Origin of the sequence: Couchioplanes caeruleus, assembly GCF_003751945.1 — a bacterium.
In the GTDB taxonomy this organism is placed as follows: Bacteria; Actinomycetota; Actinomycetes; order Mycobacteriales; family Micromonosporaceae; genus Actinoplanes; species Actinoplanes caeruleus.
In genome coordinates, this window is record NZ_RJKL01000001.1 from 3,910,469 (window position 1) to 3,924,618 (window position 14,150).

The 14,150-nt window shown below is 67.0% G+C and carries 11 protein-coding genes, 1 tRNA gene and 1 pseudogene; 6 read left to right on the forward strand and 7 right to left on the reverse strand.

Annotated features, from left to right (window positions below; translation table 11 throughout):
• Positions 1-11 precede the first annotated feature (11 nt).
• Complete coding sequence (locus EDD30_RS17415; protein ID WP_071806530.1) at positions 12-386, forward strand: STAS domain-containing protein; 375 nt, start codon at positions 12-14, stop codon at positions 384-386.
• Positions 387-954: 568 nt separating this feature from the next.
• On the opposite strand, the gene EDD30_RS17420 is transcribed toward EDD30_RS17415, so the two are convergent.
• Positions 955-1,779, reverse strand: coding sequence for a GAF and ANTAR domain-containing protein (locus EDD30_RS17420; RefSeq protein ID WP_071806528.1), 825 nt, complete (start codon positions 1,777-1,779; stop codon positions 955-957).
• Positions 1,779-2,483, reverse strand: coding sequence for a GAF and ANTAR domain-containing protein (locus EDD30_RS17425; RefSeq protein WP_123678337.1), 705 nt, complete (start codon positions 2,481-2,483; stop codon positions 1,779-1,781). Before EDD30_RS17425 ends, EDD30_RS17420 begins: the two co-directional genes overlap by 1 nt.
• A gap of 803 nt (positions 2,484-3,286) precedes the next feature.
• Between EDD30_RS17425 and EDD30_RS17430 the strand changes: the two genes are divergently transcribed.
• Positions 3,287-3,772, forward strand: a complete 486-nt coding sequence (locus EDD30_RS17430) for an ATP-binding protein (RefSeq protein WP_123678338.1) — start codon at positions 3,287-3,289, stop codon at positions 3,770-3,772.
• A 582-nt stretch (positions 3,773-4,354) separates the two neighbouring features.
• Here EDD30_RS17430 and EDD30_RS17435 read toward each other — a convergent pair.
• The 3 genes from EDD30_RS17435 to EDD30_RS38305 all read right to left on the reverse strand — a co-directional run bounded on the left by EDD30_RS17435 (position 4,355) and on the right by EDD30_RS38305 (position 6,181).
• Entirely contained in the window at positions 4,355-5,482 is a 1,128-nt protein-coding gene (locus EDD30_RS17435; RefSeq protein WP_143162679.1) for a methyltransferase domain-containing protein, read from the reverse strand.
• Positions 5,482-5,610 (reverse strand): hypothetical protein, encoded by a 129-nt coding sequence (locus EDD30_RS41480; protein ID WP_280526151.1) that lies wholly within the window; start codon positions 5,608-5,610, stop codon positions 5,482-5,484. The genes EDD30_RS17435 and EDD30_RS41480 overlap by 1 nt, the downstream gene beginning before the upstream one ends.
• A 127-nt stretch (positions 5,611-5,737) precedes the next feature.
• A complete protein-coding gene (locus EDD30_RS38305) occupies positions 5,738-6,181 on the reverse strand; it encodes a hypothetical protein (RefSeq protein WP_143162680.1) in 444 nt (147 codons plus the stop codon).
• A 362-nt stretch (positions 6,182-6,543) separates the two neighbouring features.
• Here EDD30_RS38305 and EDD30_RS38310 point away from each other — a divergent pair, with 362 nt between their 5' ends.
• Positions 6,544-7,917: an NsdA family TPR-like regulatory protein gene (locus tag EDD30_RS38310; RefSeq protein WP_143162681.1), complete on the forward strand. Its 1,374-nt coding sequence runs from the start codon at positions 6,544-6,546 to the stop codon at positions 7,915-7,917.
• A 1,012-nt stretch (positions 7,918-8,929) separates the two neighbouring features.
• Positions 8,930-9,472 (forward strand): annotated as a pseudogene (locus EDD30_RS40655) (site-specific integrase); the annotation flags it as partial.
• A 181-nt stretch (positions 9,473-9,653) separates the two neighbouring features.
• Here the strand turns inward: EDD30_RS40655 and EDD30_RS17445 are convergent.
• A tRNA-Thr gene (locus EDD30_RS17445) sits at positions 9,654-9,727 on the reverse strand.
• Between the two features lie 84 nt (positions 9,728-9,811).
• Between EDD30_RS17445 and EDD30_RS17450 the strand changes: the two genes are divergently transcribed.
• Positions 9,812-11,551 (forward strand): metallophosphoesterase, encoded by a 1,740-nt coding sequence (locus EDD30_RS17450; protein ID WP_071805462.1) that lies wholly within the window; start codon positions 9,812-9,814, stop codon positions 11,549-11,551.
• Here EDD30_RS17450 and EDD30_RS17455 read toward each other — a convergent pair.
• Positions 11,548-12,384, reverse strand: a complete 837-nt coding sequence (locus tag EDD30_RS17455; protein ID WP_071805463.1) for a PSP1 domain-containing protein — start codon at positions 12,382-12,384, stop codon at positions 11,548-11,550. The two genes, EDD30_RS17450 and EDD30_RS17455, sit on opposite strands and share 4 nt — an antisense overlap.
• Before the next feature lie 205 nt (positions 12,385-12,589).
• On the opposite strand from EDD30_RS17455, the gene EDD30_RS17460 reads away from it, so the two are divergent.
• Entirely contained in the window at positions 12,590-14,107 is a 1,518-nt protein-coding gene (locus EDD30_RS17460) for a hypothetical protein (protein WP_071805465.1), read from the forward strand.
• Positions 14,108-14,150: the final 43 nt, after the last annotated feature.

Sequence of the window (14,150 nt, forward strand, 5' to 3'; positions counted from 1 at the left end):
GGAGCCACAGGATGCAAGCGTCGGATCCCATCGCCGGTCTGTGGGTGGTCGCAGACACGGCAGCAGACGGAGTGCTCACCCTGACGATGACCGGTGAGCTGAGCATCACCACCGCCGAGACCGCACGTACCCAGCTGACAGCCCTGCTCGAGCGGTCTCCGGCGCCGCAGGCGCGCCTGGACCTCAGCGGCCTGGACTTTTGTGACCTCGCCGGCCTGCGGCTGTTGCTGCACGTAAGCGCGCAGACCGCCGCAGCGGGCCGCGCCGTACGTGTGAGCGCCGCGTCCCCTGCCGTGGACTACCTGCTGACCCTCACCCGGACGGCACCGTCACTGGGCTACCAGCCGGCCGCTGAATCACCGCCGGACGGCACCCGCAGCGCCTAGCACGGCATTGCTCGCCCGCCCAGAGCCTGCCGGGACTGTGGATCCTTCGGTGTTTCCAACCTGACTCGGGAACCCGGCTGGCCCGTGGTGGTCTCGTCGGCACGATGGTGTGGTCAGGGCAGATGGTAGGCGAGGTAGAGGTGGACCTCAGGCTGACGATGACCTTGCCGGGCAGGTCGGTGAGCGGGATCGTGCCGGTCGGGTAGGCGACCAGGCGAGGGTCGGCCGTGCGGTCGGGATCCCAGACCGTGATCTCTTCCACGACGCGGGTGGCGAGCTGTTCGCCGTCGGAGCCGTGGCCGATGGCGCCGAGCTGCCAGCGTCCCGGCTGATCGTCGGAGCGGCGGATGGTGAGGGAGGCCAGCGAGCCGCCGTCGAACAGCGCGGGACTGCGCACGGCGATGGCCGGCGTGCAAAGGCCGGAGTTGACGGCCTGCTGGTCGGTTCGTCGATGGATTTCTGATGAGAGGTGCAGGCCGACGCCGAGGCCGCCGGGGCGGGGGTGGGTGTGCTGCTGGAGGGCCGCAGCGGCGATAGTTCGTCCAGGCGGGTGCTGTGGCGTCGGGTTCTATGGCTGCCGTTCGGTTGGTTCAGTGGGGTGGCGGGTCTGGGGTGCTGGCCGTGTCGGGCGGTTCTTTGCTGTTTCGGGGAGGGTGGTACGCCCGGCGGTGATGTCGCGGGCGAGGTGGGCGAGTTTGGTGTTGGTGGCGCGGGCGTGTTGGCGGAGGCGTTCGAATGCTTCGTCGGGCTCGATGTTGAGGCGTTCGGCGAGTAGCCCTTTGGCTTGTTCGATGTCGAGGCGGGTGGTGAACGCGGTCCGGAGCTGCTCGGCGAGGGAGCGGTGCTGGTTGATGGTGCGTCGCTGCAGCAGGGCGAGCGTGGCGATGTCGGCGAGGGCCCGGCCGAGAGACTGGCTGGTGGCGTCCAGCGGGCCGGTGGCGGTGTGGAAGAGGTTGAGCACGCCGATGACTTCGCCGCGTAGGCGCATCGGGATGGCGTGGACGGAGCGGTAGCCGTCGTGGCGGGCGCGCGTGGTGAACCGTGTCCAGCGGGGGTCGGGCATGCTCAGGTCGCGGTGTTCGGTGGTGTGTCCGCTGTGGTAGGCGGTCAGGCAGGGGCCGTCGGTGGCGTCGATCTCGAACAGTTCCAGTAGCCGGACCCGTTCGCTGGAGGAGGCCAGCAGCCGTAGCCGGCCGTCGGGGTCGGCGAGCATGACCCCGGCACCGTCGGTATGCAGCAGGTCCAGGCAGTGGGTGGTGAGTTGGTGCAGGAAGTCGGGTAGGTCGAAGTCGTCGGCGAGGCTGTCGGCGAGCGCGACGAACGCTTCGGCGATGCGTTGCTCGCGGGGCGGTTCAGGCGGCCTGGCGGGTCCGGCCGGGTCGGGGGGGGTCATTAGCCGGGGGTGGGGTCGAAGCGGAGCCGGCGGGTCAGCACGTCGGTGACCACTTGGGCGAGATCCTGGTTCTGGTCGAAGGCGTGGGTGCGTAGCCGGTGCAGCGCGGCGGCGGCGTCGATGCCGGCCTGGTGCATCACCATTCCGGTGGCCTGCTGGGTGCGGGCCGCGCTGGCCGATACCACCGCGCCGTCGCCGTGGTCGGCGTCGGCGTCGGCGCGCAGCAGCACAGCCGCTGCGGCGGCGTAGACGGTGGCCTGTCGGCGGTCAGTGTCGGACAGGGGGCCGGCGGTGGTGCGGCACAGGTCGAGCACGGCGACCGGGTGGTCATCGAGCAGCACCGGGAACGCGAACATCGCCGCGACGCCGCGCCGGCGTGCGTGGCTGGCGAACGCCGGCCAGCGTGGGTCGGTGGGTGTCAGGTCGTCGACGAGGACCGGGGCGCGGTGGTGGACGGCGTGCAGGCATGGCCCCTGGTCCAGAGAGATCTGCAGGTCCTCGATCTGCTCAATGAGCGGTCCGGTGGCGCCGAGGACGAACCGGGCGTGCGTGGTGAACAGGGTCAGGCCCACTCCGTCGACGGTCGGGATCACGGCGTGGCAGGCTGTGCACACCGCTGCGGTGCCGCCCGTGGCGCGCAATACCGCGACCAACCGGGCCACCAGGTCATGATGCTGTCCGTTCTCCGGCACCGGCCCGGTCATGACGCCCACCGTGTGGTGACTGTCGAACCCCGGGCAGTGCGAAGCGAAGGCTGGCTCATCAGAGCCCTCCGATCAGCGAGTGTCGTACAGACACTCGTCCTGGATCGGGAGCAATACGGGAATGCTAGATCGAGTACGACCGAGTCACCGGAACGAGTCCAACACCATCACCCTACGCCGATGACCGCGCCCTGAACGCCGGTGCCGCCACCAGTACGGATATTGGCACACGGCGGCGCCGCTGTCGGTCGGAGCCCGGAAGCCCCTGAATACGGCACATAGGGTGCTGCGTCGGCAACGCCGAGTCGCTAGACTGTCGGCACGGGCCGCGACAGCAGGCCGTAGCGATCAACCGCTGCCCCAGAGACCCGGTGGCGCACCGACCCCTTTGGTGTCCAGGTGCCCGCCGGGAGGTCTCGTGGCCCTGTATGGACTCCCACGCGCATGCCGCGGAACCCCGCCTCAGCGCGCCCCACGGTTGCCGACGGACTGCATGGACTGTCGCACCGCCCCGCATCGGCGGCAGCGGCGCATCGGCGTTGGCCCAGTCCGGTCTGCTGCTCGCCTCCGCCCCTTGACCGCGGATCAGGCAGCACACTCCGGCGGACTCTCGCTAACCGGCCGCAACGGCCGCAACGCAGTCATGATCACGCCCGTGCACCGTCACGCCGCCACGGCACCGTGCGCCCACGGTTCACGGCGTCGCCGGACCGGCCAGCCCGACCAACTGCCGACAGAACTCGGAACCATTCCCTAACCCCGATGCAGCCGGCTAGCGCTTGCACGCGAGGAGGCGAACATCCGTGACACTCCAGTCACCTTCCCCAGGCCAGGGCACCGCACCACCGTCGGTCCCGGACACGGCCCTGCTCACCTGCTCCTTCGACGCCACATCGGTGACCAGCCTGCGCCGCGCCGTCGAGCGCTGCGCCCGCGCGGCCGGGCTCGACGATCTGGCGGTGTTCGTGTTCTGCCTGGCAGTCCACGAGGCCGTGATCAACGCCGTGTGCCACGGCGGCGGCCGCGGCAAGGTCCACCTCTGGCAACACGCCGACCGCCTCAGCTGCCAGATCAGCGATCAAGGCCCCGGCATCGCCACCAACCTGCGTCACCCGCCATGCCCTGAGCCTGACAGCAGCAACGGCCGCGGACTATGGCTGATCCGGCGTGTCTGCCACGACGTCACCATCACCTGCGACAGCGCCGGCACCCGCATCCTGCTGCACTTCCCCCTCCACCCACCGTCGCAGCCGGGCGCCAACACACCGGTGACCCCGTCGGCCGCATGACAGGAACTGTCACGCACACCAGCCGACATGGCCAACCGGACGCCGTGCGGCACGAGCCCGGCCGGAGACGCACGTCCGGGCTGGGGCGGCCCACCTGGAACCACTCCGGAAGACAGCAGCGCCGCCACACCATGAAGGCGGTCATGGTGTGGCGGCGACGTCCGTTGATCGGCGCGTGTGAACCAAACCCGAAGCTTCGGAGATGGGCGCTGAACAGGTCGGCAGCCGCCTGACGGCGGACCGGTAGCCGATCATCTGTCGCGTAGGTGACAGTGCGTTCCCCTGGGCGGGTGCGACAGACCCGACCAACCACCGGTCCTGCGCGACCTGCACGGGCACGATCCATAGTCGGCACAACGGAGACGGGGCCGTGGGCGGAATCGTCATCCCACCCACGGCCCCGGTCTGTCGTGCGCTAGACCTCGCGCAGGCGGCGGCCCGACCGCATCCCTGCGGTGCCGAGGGCACCGCGCAGTGCCCCGACGGCGGCCACCAGGGCGATGTCGGCACGCGACACAGCGAGGCCTCGGAGCGAGAGACGACGCCGGGGTCTCTTTTGCTCTCAGCGGGCCGTACAGCGGACTACAGCGCCGGAGGCACCACGTTGCCGGGCTCGTCCAGCCATAGACGTCGCCCGTCCTGATCGACGGTCACACCGAAGCGAGTGAAAACCGGGCTGCCTTGCCCTTGCCACCACTCGTGAGCCGACACGATCTCGTCCCAAAGCCGACGCGGTCCGCCCTGACGAACCTCATACCGCCCGCTAGTTGTGTCGTCGGCGGTAACTGTGGCCCAAGAGCCGGACGAAGGATCGTCCAACCGTTGAACCGTCCCCTGGTCTGTCGTCTCGGTCCACTCGTAGCACTCCTGCACGAGCAGACCGATCACGAATTGAGCATGATCGTCGTTGAGCAGGTCGCGGGGGTCTGTCGATGTTTCCTCGACGGGCGCGTCCAGCTCGATCGGTACGTCGTCGGTCGACGGGCGCTGGGAGCGCATCGGCATGAACACAGCCGTGTTGATGAAACGGCCGGCGGCCGTGCCATCGTTGTTCACCTGCAACCGGAGAAGGAGCCCGTTCAGCAGCGGGATTCGCCAAGGCGTGACGATGTACCCGCCGGATTTGGTCTGCTCGATCCACGCTCTCGGCACGGTCGATACAGAGAGCGTCGCTAGCATCCGGTCATAGGGCGCATGCTCAGGGAACCCGTTAGCTCCGTCGCCGACTGCGGCGACAACCTTCCTACCTGACTTAGCCAAGTTGTCCCGGGCACGTTCGGCGACCGCCGAGTCCACCTCGATCGTGTAAACGTTGTCGTCTCCGAGCCGGGCGCCGAGGAGTGCCGCGTTCCAGCCGCTACCTGTGCCGATCTCTAGCACCTTCATGCCGTCGCTGATCAGCGACTCTCGCAGCATGATTGCCACGATGGTGGGCATCGACAGCGAACTTGTGGCTGCCGCGCCCGGCTTCTCACTGGATGAGGAACCGTCGTCCCACTGGGTGATGATCGGTTCATCCGAGTAGGCCGCCGCTAGCCATCCCGCCTCGTCGGCGGACCTATCGATGCAGGTTCGGCCGTTCCCGATGAGCCATGCCTGATCCGGCACGAACAGGTGCCGGGGTACGTTCTCGAATGCTGAACGCCATTCATTTGGTAGCACGCCCTCGTCGGAAAGGGTTTGGACTAGACGCGCGTGTTCGGGGATCACTACTTCTTGCCTCCCTTGCCACCTTGATCTCCGCCCGAGTGCTTGCCGCGGTCATCCTTGGGCTTGGTGATACGTGAGGGGTCGATACCTTTCTTGTGACCGTCGCCCGTGGTGTCATGCTTCGCCATGTCGCACTACCTTCCCTCGCGAGGATAGAGGTATGGATGGCGGACAACCACATTGTTGTGGTGTCCAGTGATGCCTAATCTCGCTCAGCGACTCCCTGGTATCGCTTCCGCGTACAGATGCGGAGGCCTAAGGTTGCTGACGGATGCATGCGGATGCCAAACCCTCAGCGCGCAGGTAGAACTCGACGGGTCGCCATTCTGGGGAGAACCGTTCGGGCGTGCCCTGAGTGAAGTCAGCGGTCACCTGCCACCACGGCTCACCGTGATACGGCAGAAGGGCGTTCACGCTGATGACGCGAACGAGAACCGGACCAACACCATAGCGATAGTTCTCTTCGGATAGTGCGTACACCTCACCGGACCGTGGAGGTGTGGGAGAGCCGGCCATCAGGTCCCAATCGCGTATCGCGTCACGCAAGCGCTCCAGGTCGTGAATGGTGAGATGGGCTGCGTCGTCGATCCTGACACCCTCAGGTAAGGGGATTTTTGCGCGGCCCACATAGCGCGGTGGAGCATCGATCGGCAGTTGTGCGCCCGGTGTCCGCTGGGGAAGGGTTGCTGTGCGTGTCATGTTCGAGCCTCAGCTCTTGCGGCGGGTCATGGTGGTATGTCGGGTCTGGACATGTCAGCGTTGCGCCATATGTGGGGCACCACTGAGACTTGATCTTGAAGCTGAACAGCCCCACCGCAAAGCCAACTAGCAGCGCACCTGAGACCAACGAAGCGATTAGCACGGCTTCTACTCCTCATCGATCTTGCCGCGCGGCGGTGGTGTGGCGCATCAGCAACGGGATCCTTGGTGCACCGGACGGATCGGGCTGCGCTGGTCGATCTCGTGTAGTTTGGACGGCAGCCCTCGATGAGCGCGACAGTTGGATCACAGCTAGCGGTTTAATGGTTTAACCGGACCATGATCAAGAGTGGGTGATGCCCGTGGACGTAGCGAACGGCAACGAGCAGTTCCGGAAGCTACTTACTCAGGCAGGGATGACGCACGGGGCGTTTGCCCGTGCCGTCAACCAAGTGGCCGCTGAGCATGGCGAGGTCTTGCGCACCAATAAGTCATCCGTGACGCATTGGCTGAAGGGTGTACGACCGAACCCGCGAACCATCGTCTATATCGCTGAAGTTCTCTCCCGGCGCCTCGGACGTCGAGTCCATCTACTTGATATGGGATACGCCGTCGAGGAAAGCGATGATCTGAACCATCTGCCCGACGACCCCGTTGCGGCGTTGGCAACACTGGGGCGGGCGGATGTTGATAGAAGAACGATTCTGAGCAGCGCGGTCTATTCGCTCGGCGCGCTGTTACTTCCCTTGACTTACAAGCAGGCCATCGCTGAGCGTGCCGAGCATGCCTCCCAAGGTCGCACGATCGGCTGGTCAGAGGTCGACGCAGTACGCGACGTGACCGCCGCTTTCAACCGTGCAGACGAGAAGATGGGAGGGGGATTCGGGCGTACGGCGGTTGTTGAGTATCTGTCAACAGACGTCACGGCATACTGTCACGCCCAAAGCTCCGCATCGGTACGCAAGGACATATTGAGCGAGGCGGCGCAACTGGCATACCTATCGGGCTGGAAAGCTCATGACCTGAAAAAGGAAGGCTTAGCGCAGCGGTACTACCTCTACTCATACCAGCTCGCCAAGGACTCCGGCGACGACGGACAAGCCGCCTATGCAATGCGCATCCTGGCACACCAAGCCTACGACATGGGCCATGTCACAAATTGCTCAGCACTGGCGGAAGCGGCTGTCGGTCGCGCTAAAGGCAAAGTCGACAAGCACACTGAGGCGATATTCGAGCTTACCCTCGCGAAAGCTAACGCTATGCAAGGCGACCGTCACCGCACCATCCAAACCATTGCTCGGGCTGAAGCGCTGATGGCTCAGGCTAGAAGTGACGAGGAACGCCCGACGTGGGCGGGAATGCATAGTGCCAACGCGAGCCAGTTCCATAACCATGTCGCCAAGGCGCTGGTCGATCTAGGAGACTACACCGGCGCAGAGGAGCACTTCACTCAGACGCTGCGTTATCATCTCGATCCAACCACCAAGCCACGCGTATACGCCCTGACATCGGCTTGGCTTGCGGAAGCACAATGCAATCGTGGTCACGTTGAGCGCGCTTGTCATACTTGGGCGAACGCGCTGGATCTAATGAATGGCATTCAATCGTCTCGGACCAAAGAAACCGTGACTACGATGCGACAGATGCTTTCACCCTTCCACAAGCGAGGGGTGACGGAGGTAAGAAGCGTCCTAGAGAGGTCTGCGAGCATCGACGCTTCCTCATCGGCGTTGTGAAGTTTGCAGTTGAAAGCCTTCTCTTCGCGGGCGTAGCTTCCTTCCGCCGATGCCGCTCAGCTTGAGCTGTATCGCGGCCTATAGGGGGTCGGCTCCTTCCTCGCCGAGCGCCTCTTGGTGCGCTTCGGCGAAGCAACCCAGTGTGGACTGGTCCGTAGCCGAGTCCTCTGCCGCTGGCTTTTGCGTTCAAAGTTCCCTTCTTTCACTGCGGACGTCGCAGGAGTGCAATCCAACGCTCGGATTCCATCGTCCTCCGTCCTCCACAGCCTTGTTGCGTTGGGCGCGGAGTGGCGGGCCAGGCGAACGGGAAAACCCGGAGGGTGCAGGGGTCCGCCACCAACGGCCACTGAGCGCCAACGCGCCTCACGGGCCGCCCGCCGCGCCCGCGAGGCGGAGAACGCCGTGCATTGGCTCCGTCTCTGGCTAGCAAGTGTCCCTCCTGGCCACCGGGTATCGGCTCGCGAGCTGTACGCGGAGGGCGCGAAGATTCTCGCCGAAGACGTGGAGGAGTACGAAGAGGGCCCGGATGAATATTCCGACCGGGCCGCCGTCGGAGGATGGCCCACGGTGCCCACAGTCCCTGGCGTCAAGGTCTTCTACGAGGCTGCCGATGCCGTGATCGCACCCCGCTCACGCACCGCTGAACGTGACCCACCTCGGCGAGATGTTCAACAAGATCATTGAACGGAACATGGAAATTGAGGAGAGCAATCGCCTTCGACGAGCCGCAATAGCAGAACCGACGAAGATCAAGGGACGTGAGGCCCGCCGACGTGCACGATCAGCGATTGAGGCCATGCCGCCGTTCAGACGGACGACCGGGCCGGCTACCCGACAGCACATCAAGGCCACCCTGCGTGCAGCGTTGAACGTTGCGATCTCGTTGAACTTGCTCACCTTCAACCCGGCGGCACACGTCGAGATCGATGCAGTCAAGCGCCCAACAGCAGTGGTGTGGACCGCCGCGCGGGTCGAGCGCTGGCAGGAGTCGGGTCTTCGCCCGTCTCCGGTGATGGTGTGGACCCCCGCGCAGTTCGGCCGCTTCCTCGATGCGATCAGCGGAGACCCGCCTGTACTGCCTCTTTCATGTCTCCGGTTTCGCGGTCTACGTCGCGGCGAACTGTGCGGCCTGCGATGGGAAGACGTTGACCTTGACGCCGGGACGATCACCGTGACAACTCAGTTGATCGAGTATGCGGGCGAGGTTCACGAGAGCGACCCGAAGAGCGAAGCAGGCGCACGGATCGTCGCGTTGGACACGGAGTCCATCGAGACCTTCCGCCGACACCGCACATGTCAAATCATGGCGCGTATCGACGCCGGGGACGCGTGGATCGAGACCGGTCGGGTCTTCACCCGCGAGGACGGCTCTTGGCTCGCACCGGGATGGCTTTCCGACTACTTCGAGCGCCTGATCCGGCGTCTCGGGCTTCCCACGATCCGGCTGCACGATCTACGCCATCTCGGTGCAACGCTCGCGCACGCGGCCGGTGTGACCATGAAGACGATTCAGGCCATGTTGGGGCATTCGTCGGAGCACTTCACGGCGAACACCTATACGTCAGTGCTACCCGAAGTCGCGGTGGAGGCAGCAGAAGCGGCGGCTCTGATCGTGCCCCGTCAGACGCCTTCGGGCGCCCGCAGCGCGCCCGCAGGGCGGAGGTGCATCGAAGAAAGAGAAGGCCCCCGAGCCAGCGCCTCGGATGAAACGCCAGCTCAGGGGCACTATCACCCTGAGCCGCCTGACGGAATCGAACCGTCGACCTACGCATTACGAGTGCGTCGCTCTAGCCGACTGAGCTAAGGCGGCAACGGTCCTTGAGTGTACGGCATGCCGCCGACGCTTCCGCACGAGGTGGGCCTGGACGCGCCGGATCCGGACTAATCTTCGTGCGTGACCGATGAAGAGCCCGCCCCGCGCCGCCCGCGCACCGGGTCCGCCGAGGCCGAGCCGTCCACCGCGCGCCGCCCGGTCAGCATGGATCCCCAGGAGCTCGGCTTCACTCCCCAGCGGCCGGTGGGCTGGCTGGCGCCGCTGCTGCTGCTCAACACCGGCCTGCGCACGCTGATGGCGATTCTGTTTGGCGCCTACCTCGACAAGCGGGAGCTGCAGAACGCGCTGCCCGGCGAGTCGTTCGAGCAGCCGGGGACCGACGGCGAGCTCTGGCTCGACTACGTGTCGGATCTCGGTGACGGCTTCGACGCGACCTACTCGGTGGCGTACCTGCTGGCGCAGCCGGGTCTTGAGGTCGGGGGCCGGACGCTGCCGCGGGGCCAGATGTTGGTGATGGGCGGCGACCAGGTCTATCCGCTCGCCAACGGCGACGGGTACGAGAACCGGATGAAGGGGCCGTATCGGGCCGCTCTTCCCGAGCCGCCGGCCGCAGGGCCCCGGCCCACGCTGTTCGCCCTGCCCGGCAACCATGACTGGTACGACGGGTTGACCGCCTTCCTGCGCCTCTTCGCCCGGCGCAAGGACGGCCACATCGGGGGGTGGCGGACCCAGCAACGCCGGTCGTACTTCGCCGTGAAGCTGCCCGCCGACTGGTGGCTGTTCGCGATCGACGAGCAGTTCGGTGCGTATATCGACGATCCTCAGCTTGTGTATTTCGAGAAGGCGGCCGGCGGACTCGGGCCCGCGGACCGGATCATCCTGATGACGCCGTCGCCGACCTGGGTCAAGGCCGCGAAGAAGCCCGGAGCGTACGACTCGGTCGACTACTTCATCCGGACGATTCTGGCCCCCACCGGGGCGCAGGTGCGACTGCTCGTCTCCGGCGACCTACACCACTACGCGCGCTACACCGGCGAGGACCGAGAGCTCATCACCTGTGGCGGCGGCGGGGCGTACCTGCTGGCGACGCATCAGCTCCCGGAGAAGCTGATCGTGCCTCCCAGGGAGACGCTGACCCGCAACGCGAGCCGCAGCCGGGAGTACGCGCTGGCGTCCCGGTTTCCCACCTTCTCGGAGTCGCGCCGGATGAGCTGGGGAGCCTTCCGGAAGATCCCCGCGCGCAACGCGGGCTTCGCGACCATGCTGGGCATCATCCAGACCCTGACCATGCTGGCGATGGCGGGCGCCGCCGGGCAGGCCGGGATCTTCCAGCGTCTCTTCAGCATCCCGTTGGTCTTCATGATGGTGCTGATCCTGCTGGGCACCGTGTTGTTCGCCCAGCCACCGGAGGCCAGTCAGGACAAACATGCCCGGCACTGGATTCTGGGTCTGGTGCACGGCTTCGCCCACATCGCGCTCGCCGCCGGCGGCTCCTGGCTGTGGTTGCGCCTGCCGTTCCACGAGTGGTCCTGGCCGGGCCCGCTGGTCGTCGCGGCCATTCTGTACGGGCCGGTGATCGCGCTTCTGGCCACCCAGCTCCTGACGCTGTATCTGCTGATCGCCAGCCTCTTCGACGTGAACGTCAACGAGCTGTTCGCGGGCCAGGGCATCGAGGACTCGAAGAGCTTCCTCAGGATGCACATCGCGGCGGACGGCACTCTGACGATCCACCCCCTGGGCGTCGACAAGATCTGCCACCGGTGGAAGGCGGACCCGCACGGCGCTCCGGACTCCTCCTGGCTCCATCCGGTCACATCCCTGCGGGCCTGCGCCATCGAGCCGCCGATAGTGGTGGACTAGTTGTACTGCTCGTCGTGGGCTTGACGGGGCCCGCAGACCGACGCCCGGCTGCAGGAGCACCGGGACCCGTCGGCGTCCAGGCGGACCACCACCGCATCCTTCGGGACGCTGTGGCCGACCACCCGGCCGTCGCCCTCCGGGGTCGTGATCCGGCTGCCCACGGCCGGCGCCGAGGACTGGAACTTCTGGTACAGCGGGTGCTCGTACTTCAGGCAGCACATCAGCCGTCCGCAGGCGCCGGAGATGCGCAGGGGGTTGAGGGGTAGGTCCTGATCCTTCGCCATCCGGATGGTGACCGGCTCGAAGTCGGTCAGGAACGTGGCGCAGCAGAGATCGCGCCCGCAGGAGCCTATGCCGCCCTGGACGCGGGCCGAGTCTCGGGCCGAGAGCTGGCGCAGCTCGACGCGGCAGTGCAGGGTTGCCCCCAGATCGCGGACCAGAGAGCGGAAGTCGACGCGGTGCGGGGCCGTGAAGTAGATGGTCGTGCGGTTGCCGCCCGCGCCTCCCTGCTCGATGACATGGTCCACCGCGACCACCTTCATCGGCAGGTCGTGTGCCTTGATCAATTTCTTGGCCGCGACCTTCGCCTCGGCCTTTCGTTTTCTCAGGAGTTCGTCGCGGCGCAGGTCGTGCTCGTCGGCGAGCCCGGCCACCCTGGGGAAACCGTCGGTGTCCTCGCTGACCCATTGCGCCGCCCAGACGCACTCCGCCACCTCGGGCCCGTCGTCGGTCGGAACCAGCACGCGGTCGCCCACCTGCGGCGAGAATTCGCCGGGGTCGAGGTAGTAGAGACGGCCGTACCGGGTGAAGCTGACCGCGCACAGCATGCCCATGCACCCAGCCTACGGCGACGGACCAGGCGTGCGAAATGGAACAGAAGTACATAGATCCGCGCAACCCCCCGCATCGAACCTCGTTGGGCAGTCCCGTAGAGCCGCTCGTCGCGGCGATCCTTGGGGGAGGACTTTGATGCGTGCCGTACCCGTAACGGATGATCTTGAATGCTCGGCCCGGGACGTCCCGCTCGCGGAACGCGGGATGACCGGAGTGCCTGCCATCGTCATGTTCACCAGGGGGTGGCGACTCGGCATGCTGGCCGCCGCCGAGAGGTCGGCCACCGGTTCGCCGGCCGGCGATTCACCGGCCGGCGACGCAGCGCCGACAGGCGGAATCCGAACCCACCGCCGACGGGCTCTCGTCGTCGGTGGGGTGGCCAGCGCCGTCGGGATGTTGTTCGTGCCGCTGCCCGCCGACGCCGCACCCGCACCCTGTGAGCAGGCACAGCGATACTCGGCGCAGTCCGGAAGTCAGATTCTGCGGCTGACCCACCTCGCCGCCGGGTCCAAGCGGCCCGGCGACCAGGACATGAACGTCGGCGAGGCGAAGTCCGCGATGGTCGCCCAGGCGCAGATCAGCTCCGCGGCCGTCGCACGCATGATCGACGTCGAGGGCGGGGGCAAGCCCGCGGGGCTGTCCGAGGTCGTGCACCAGCAGGCCCCGCCGACCAACGCGAAGCCGGAACGGCGGGCGACCAAGGCCGCCGACGTCGGGCCGCTCAGCCTCGGCGCCGGCGGGCTCACCACGCACGCCCGGTGGGAGGCCGGCATGGCCTGCGGCGCCGCGGACGGCGAGGTCACCCGGGCCGCGGCGCGGTTGCGGGAGGCCGGGATCGCGGGGCTTGCCCGCATACCCGGAAAGGTCGAGAGCGAGAGCACGACGAAGCTGGAGGGGCGCGGCGCGACCGCGACCACCGTGGCCACGGCCGGGCTGGGAGGCGGAGACCTCGACCTGCTGGACGGCGCGGTGCACGTGAAGATCGTGAAGGCGCCGTCGCTGCGGGCGAGCATGTCCATCAAGGATGGTGGGGAGGTCCGCTATGCCCCCGCGGTGATCGAGGTGTCCGGACAGGGCTTCAAGACCGAGCGGCTCGACACGGCCGGAGACACCGTCGAGATCACCGTCGACGGCAAGGGCGAGAGCGACTCCGCCGGCGCCGGCGACCGCGCCGACGACGGTACGGGCGACAGCGAGGATGCCGGAAAACGGGACGAATCCGGAGTCACCGGGCTGGTCGGCAAGATGCCGGTCGTCGGTCAGGTGCTGAATTCCGGTAATCCGCTGCCCCTGCCGGAGGTGCCCGGGGTGCCCGACGTCGCCCAGCCGGACCGGGAGACCGCACCCTCGGTGGAATCGGGAACCAAGGTGCGGATCTCCCTCGGCGACGTCCGGCAGGCCGCACGCGGCCGGGCCATCGCGGCGAGAGCGACCGCGCTCTCCGTGATGGTCGCGCACGGTTCGTCCGAGGGCCGCACCAAGCCCGGGTACGGCGACAGCGTCGCACTGGCCTTCGACATGGGCATGCTGGAAGCGGCCGCCGTGGCGCCCGAGTCGGTGCCCGGCGGGGTATCGGACGCGGCCGCGGGTGCCGGCGCGGGACTGCCGATCACGGGACCTCGGGTGGACGTGATCGCCTTGAGCGGCGTGGCCCTCCTGATCGCCGGCGCGGCCGCCCTGATCTTCGGCACGCGCGGACGGTCGCGCTCTTCCGGCGACTGACCCGCACCCACGCCCGGCCCGTCGACGGCCTGCCGCTGTGGCC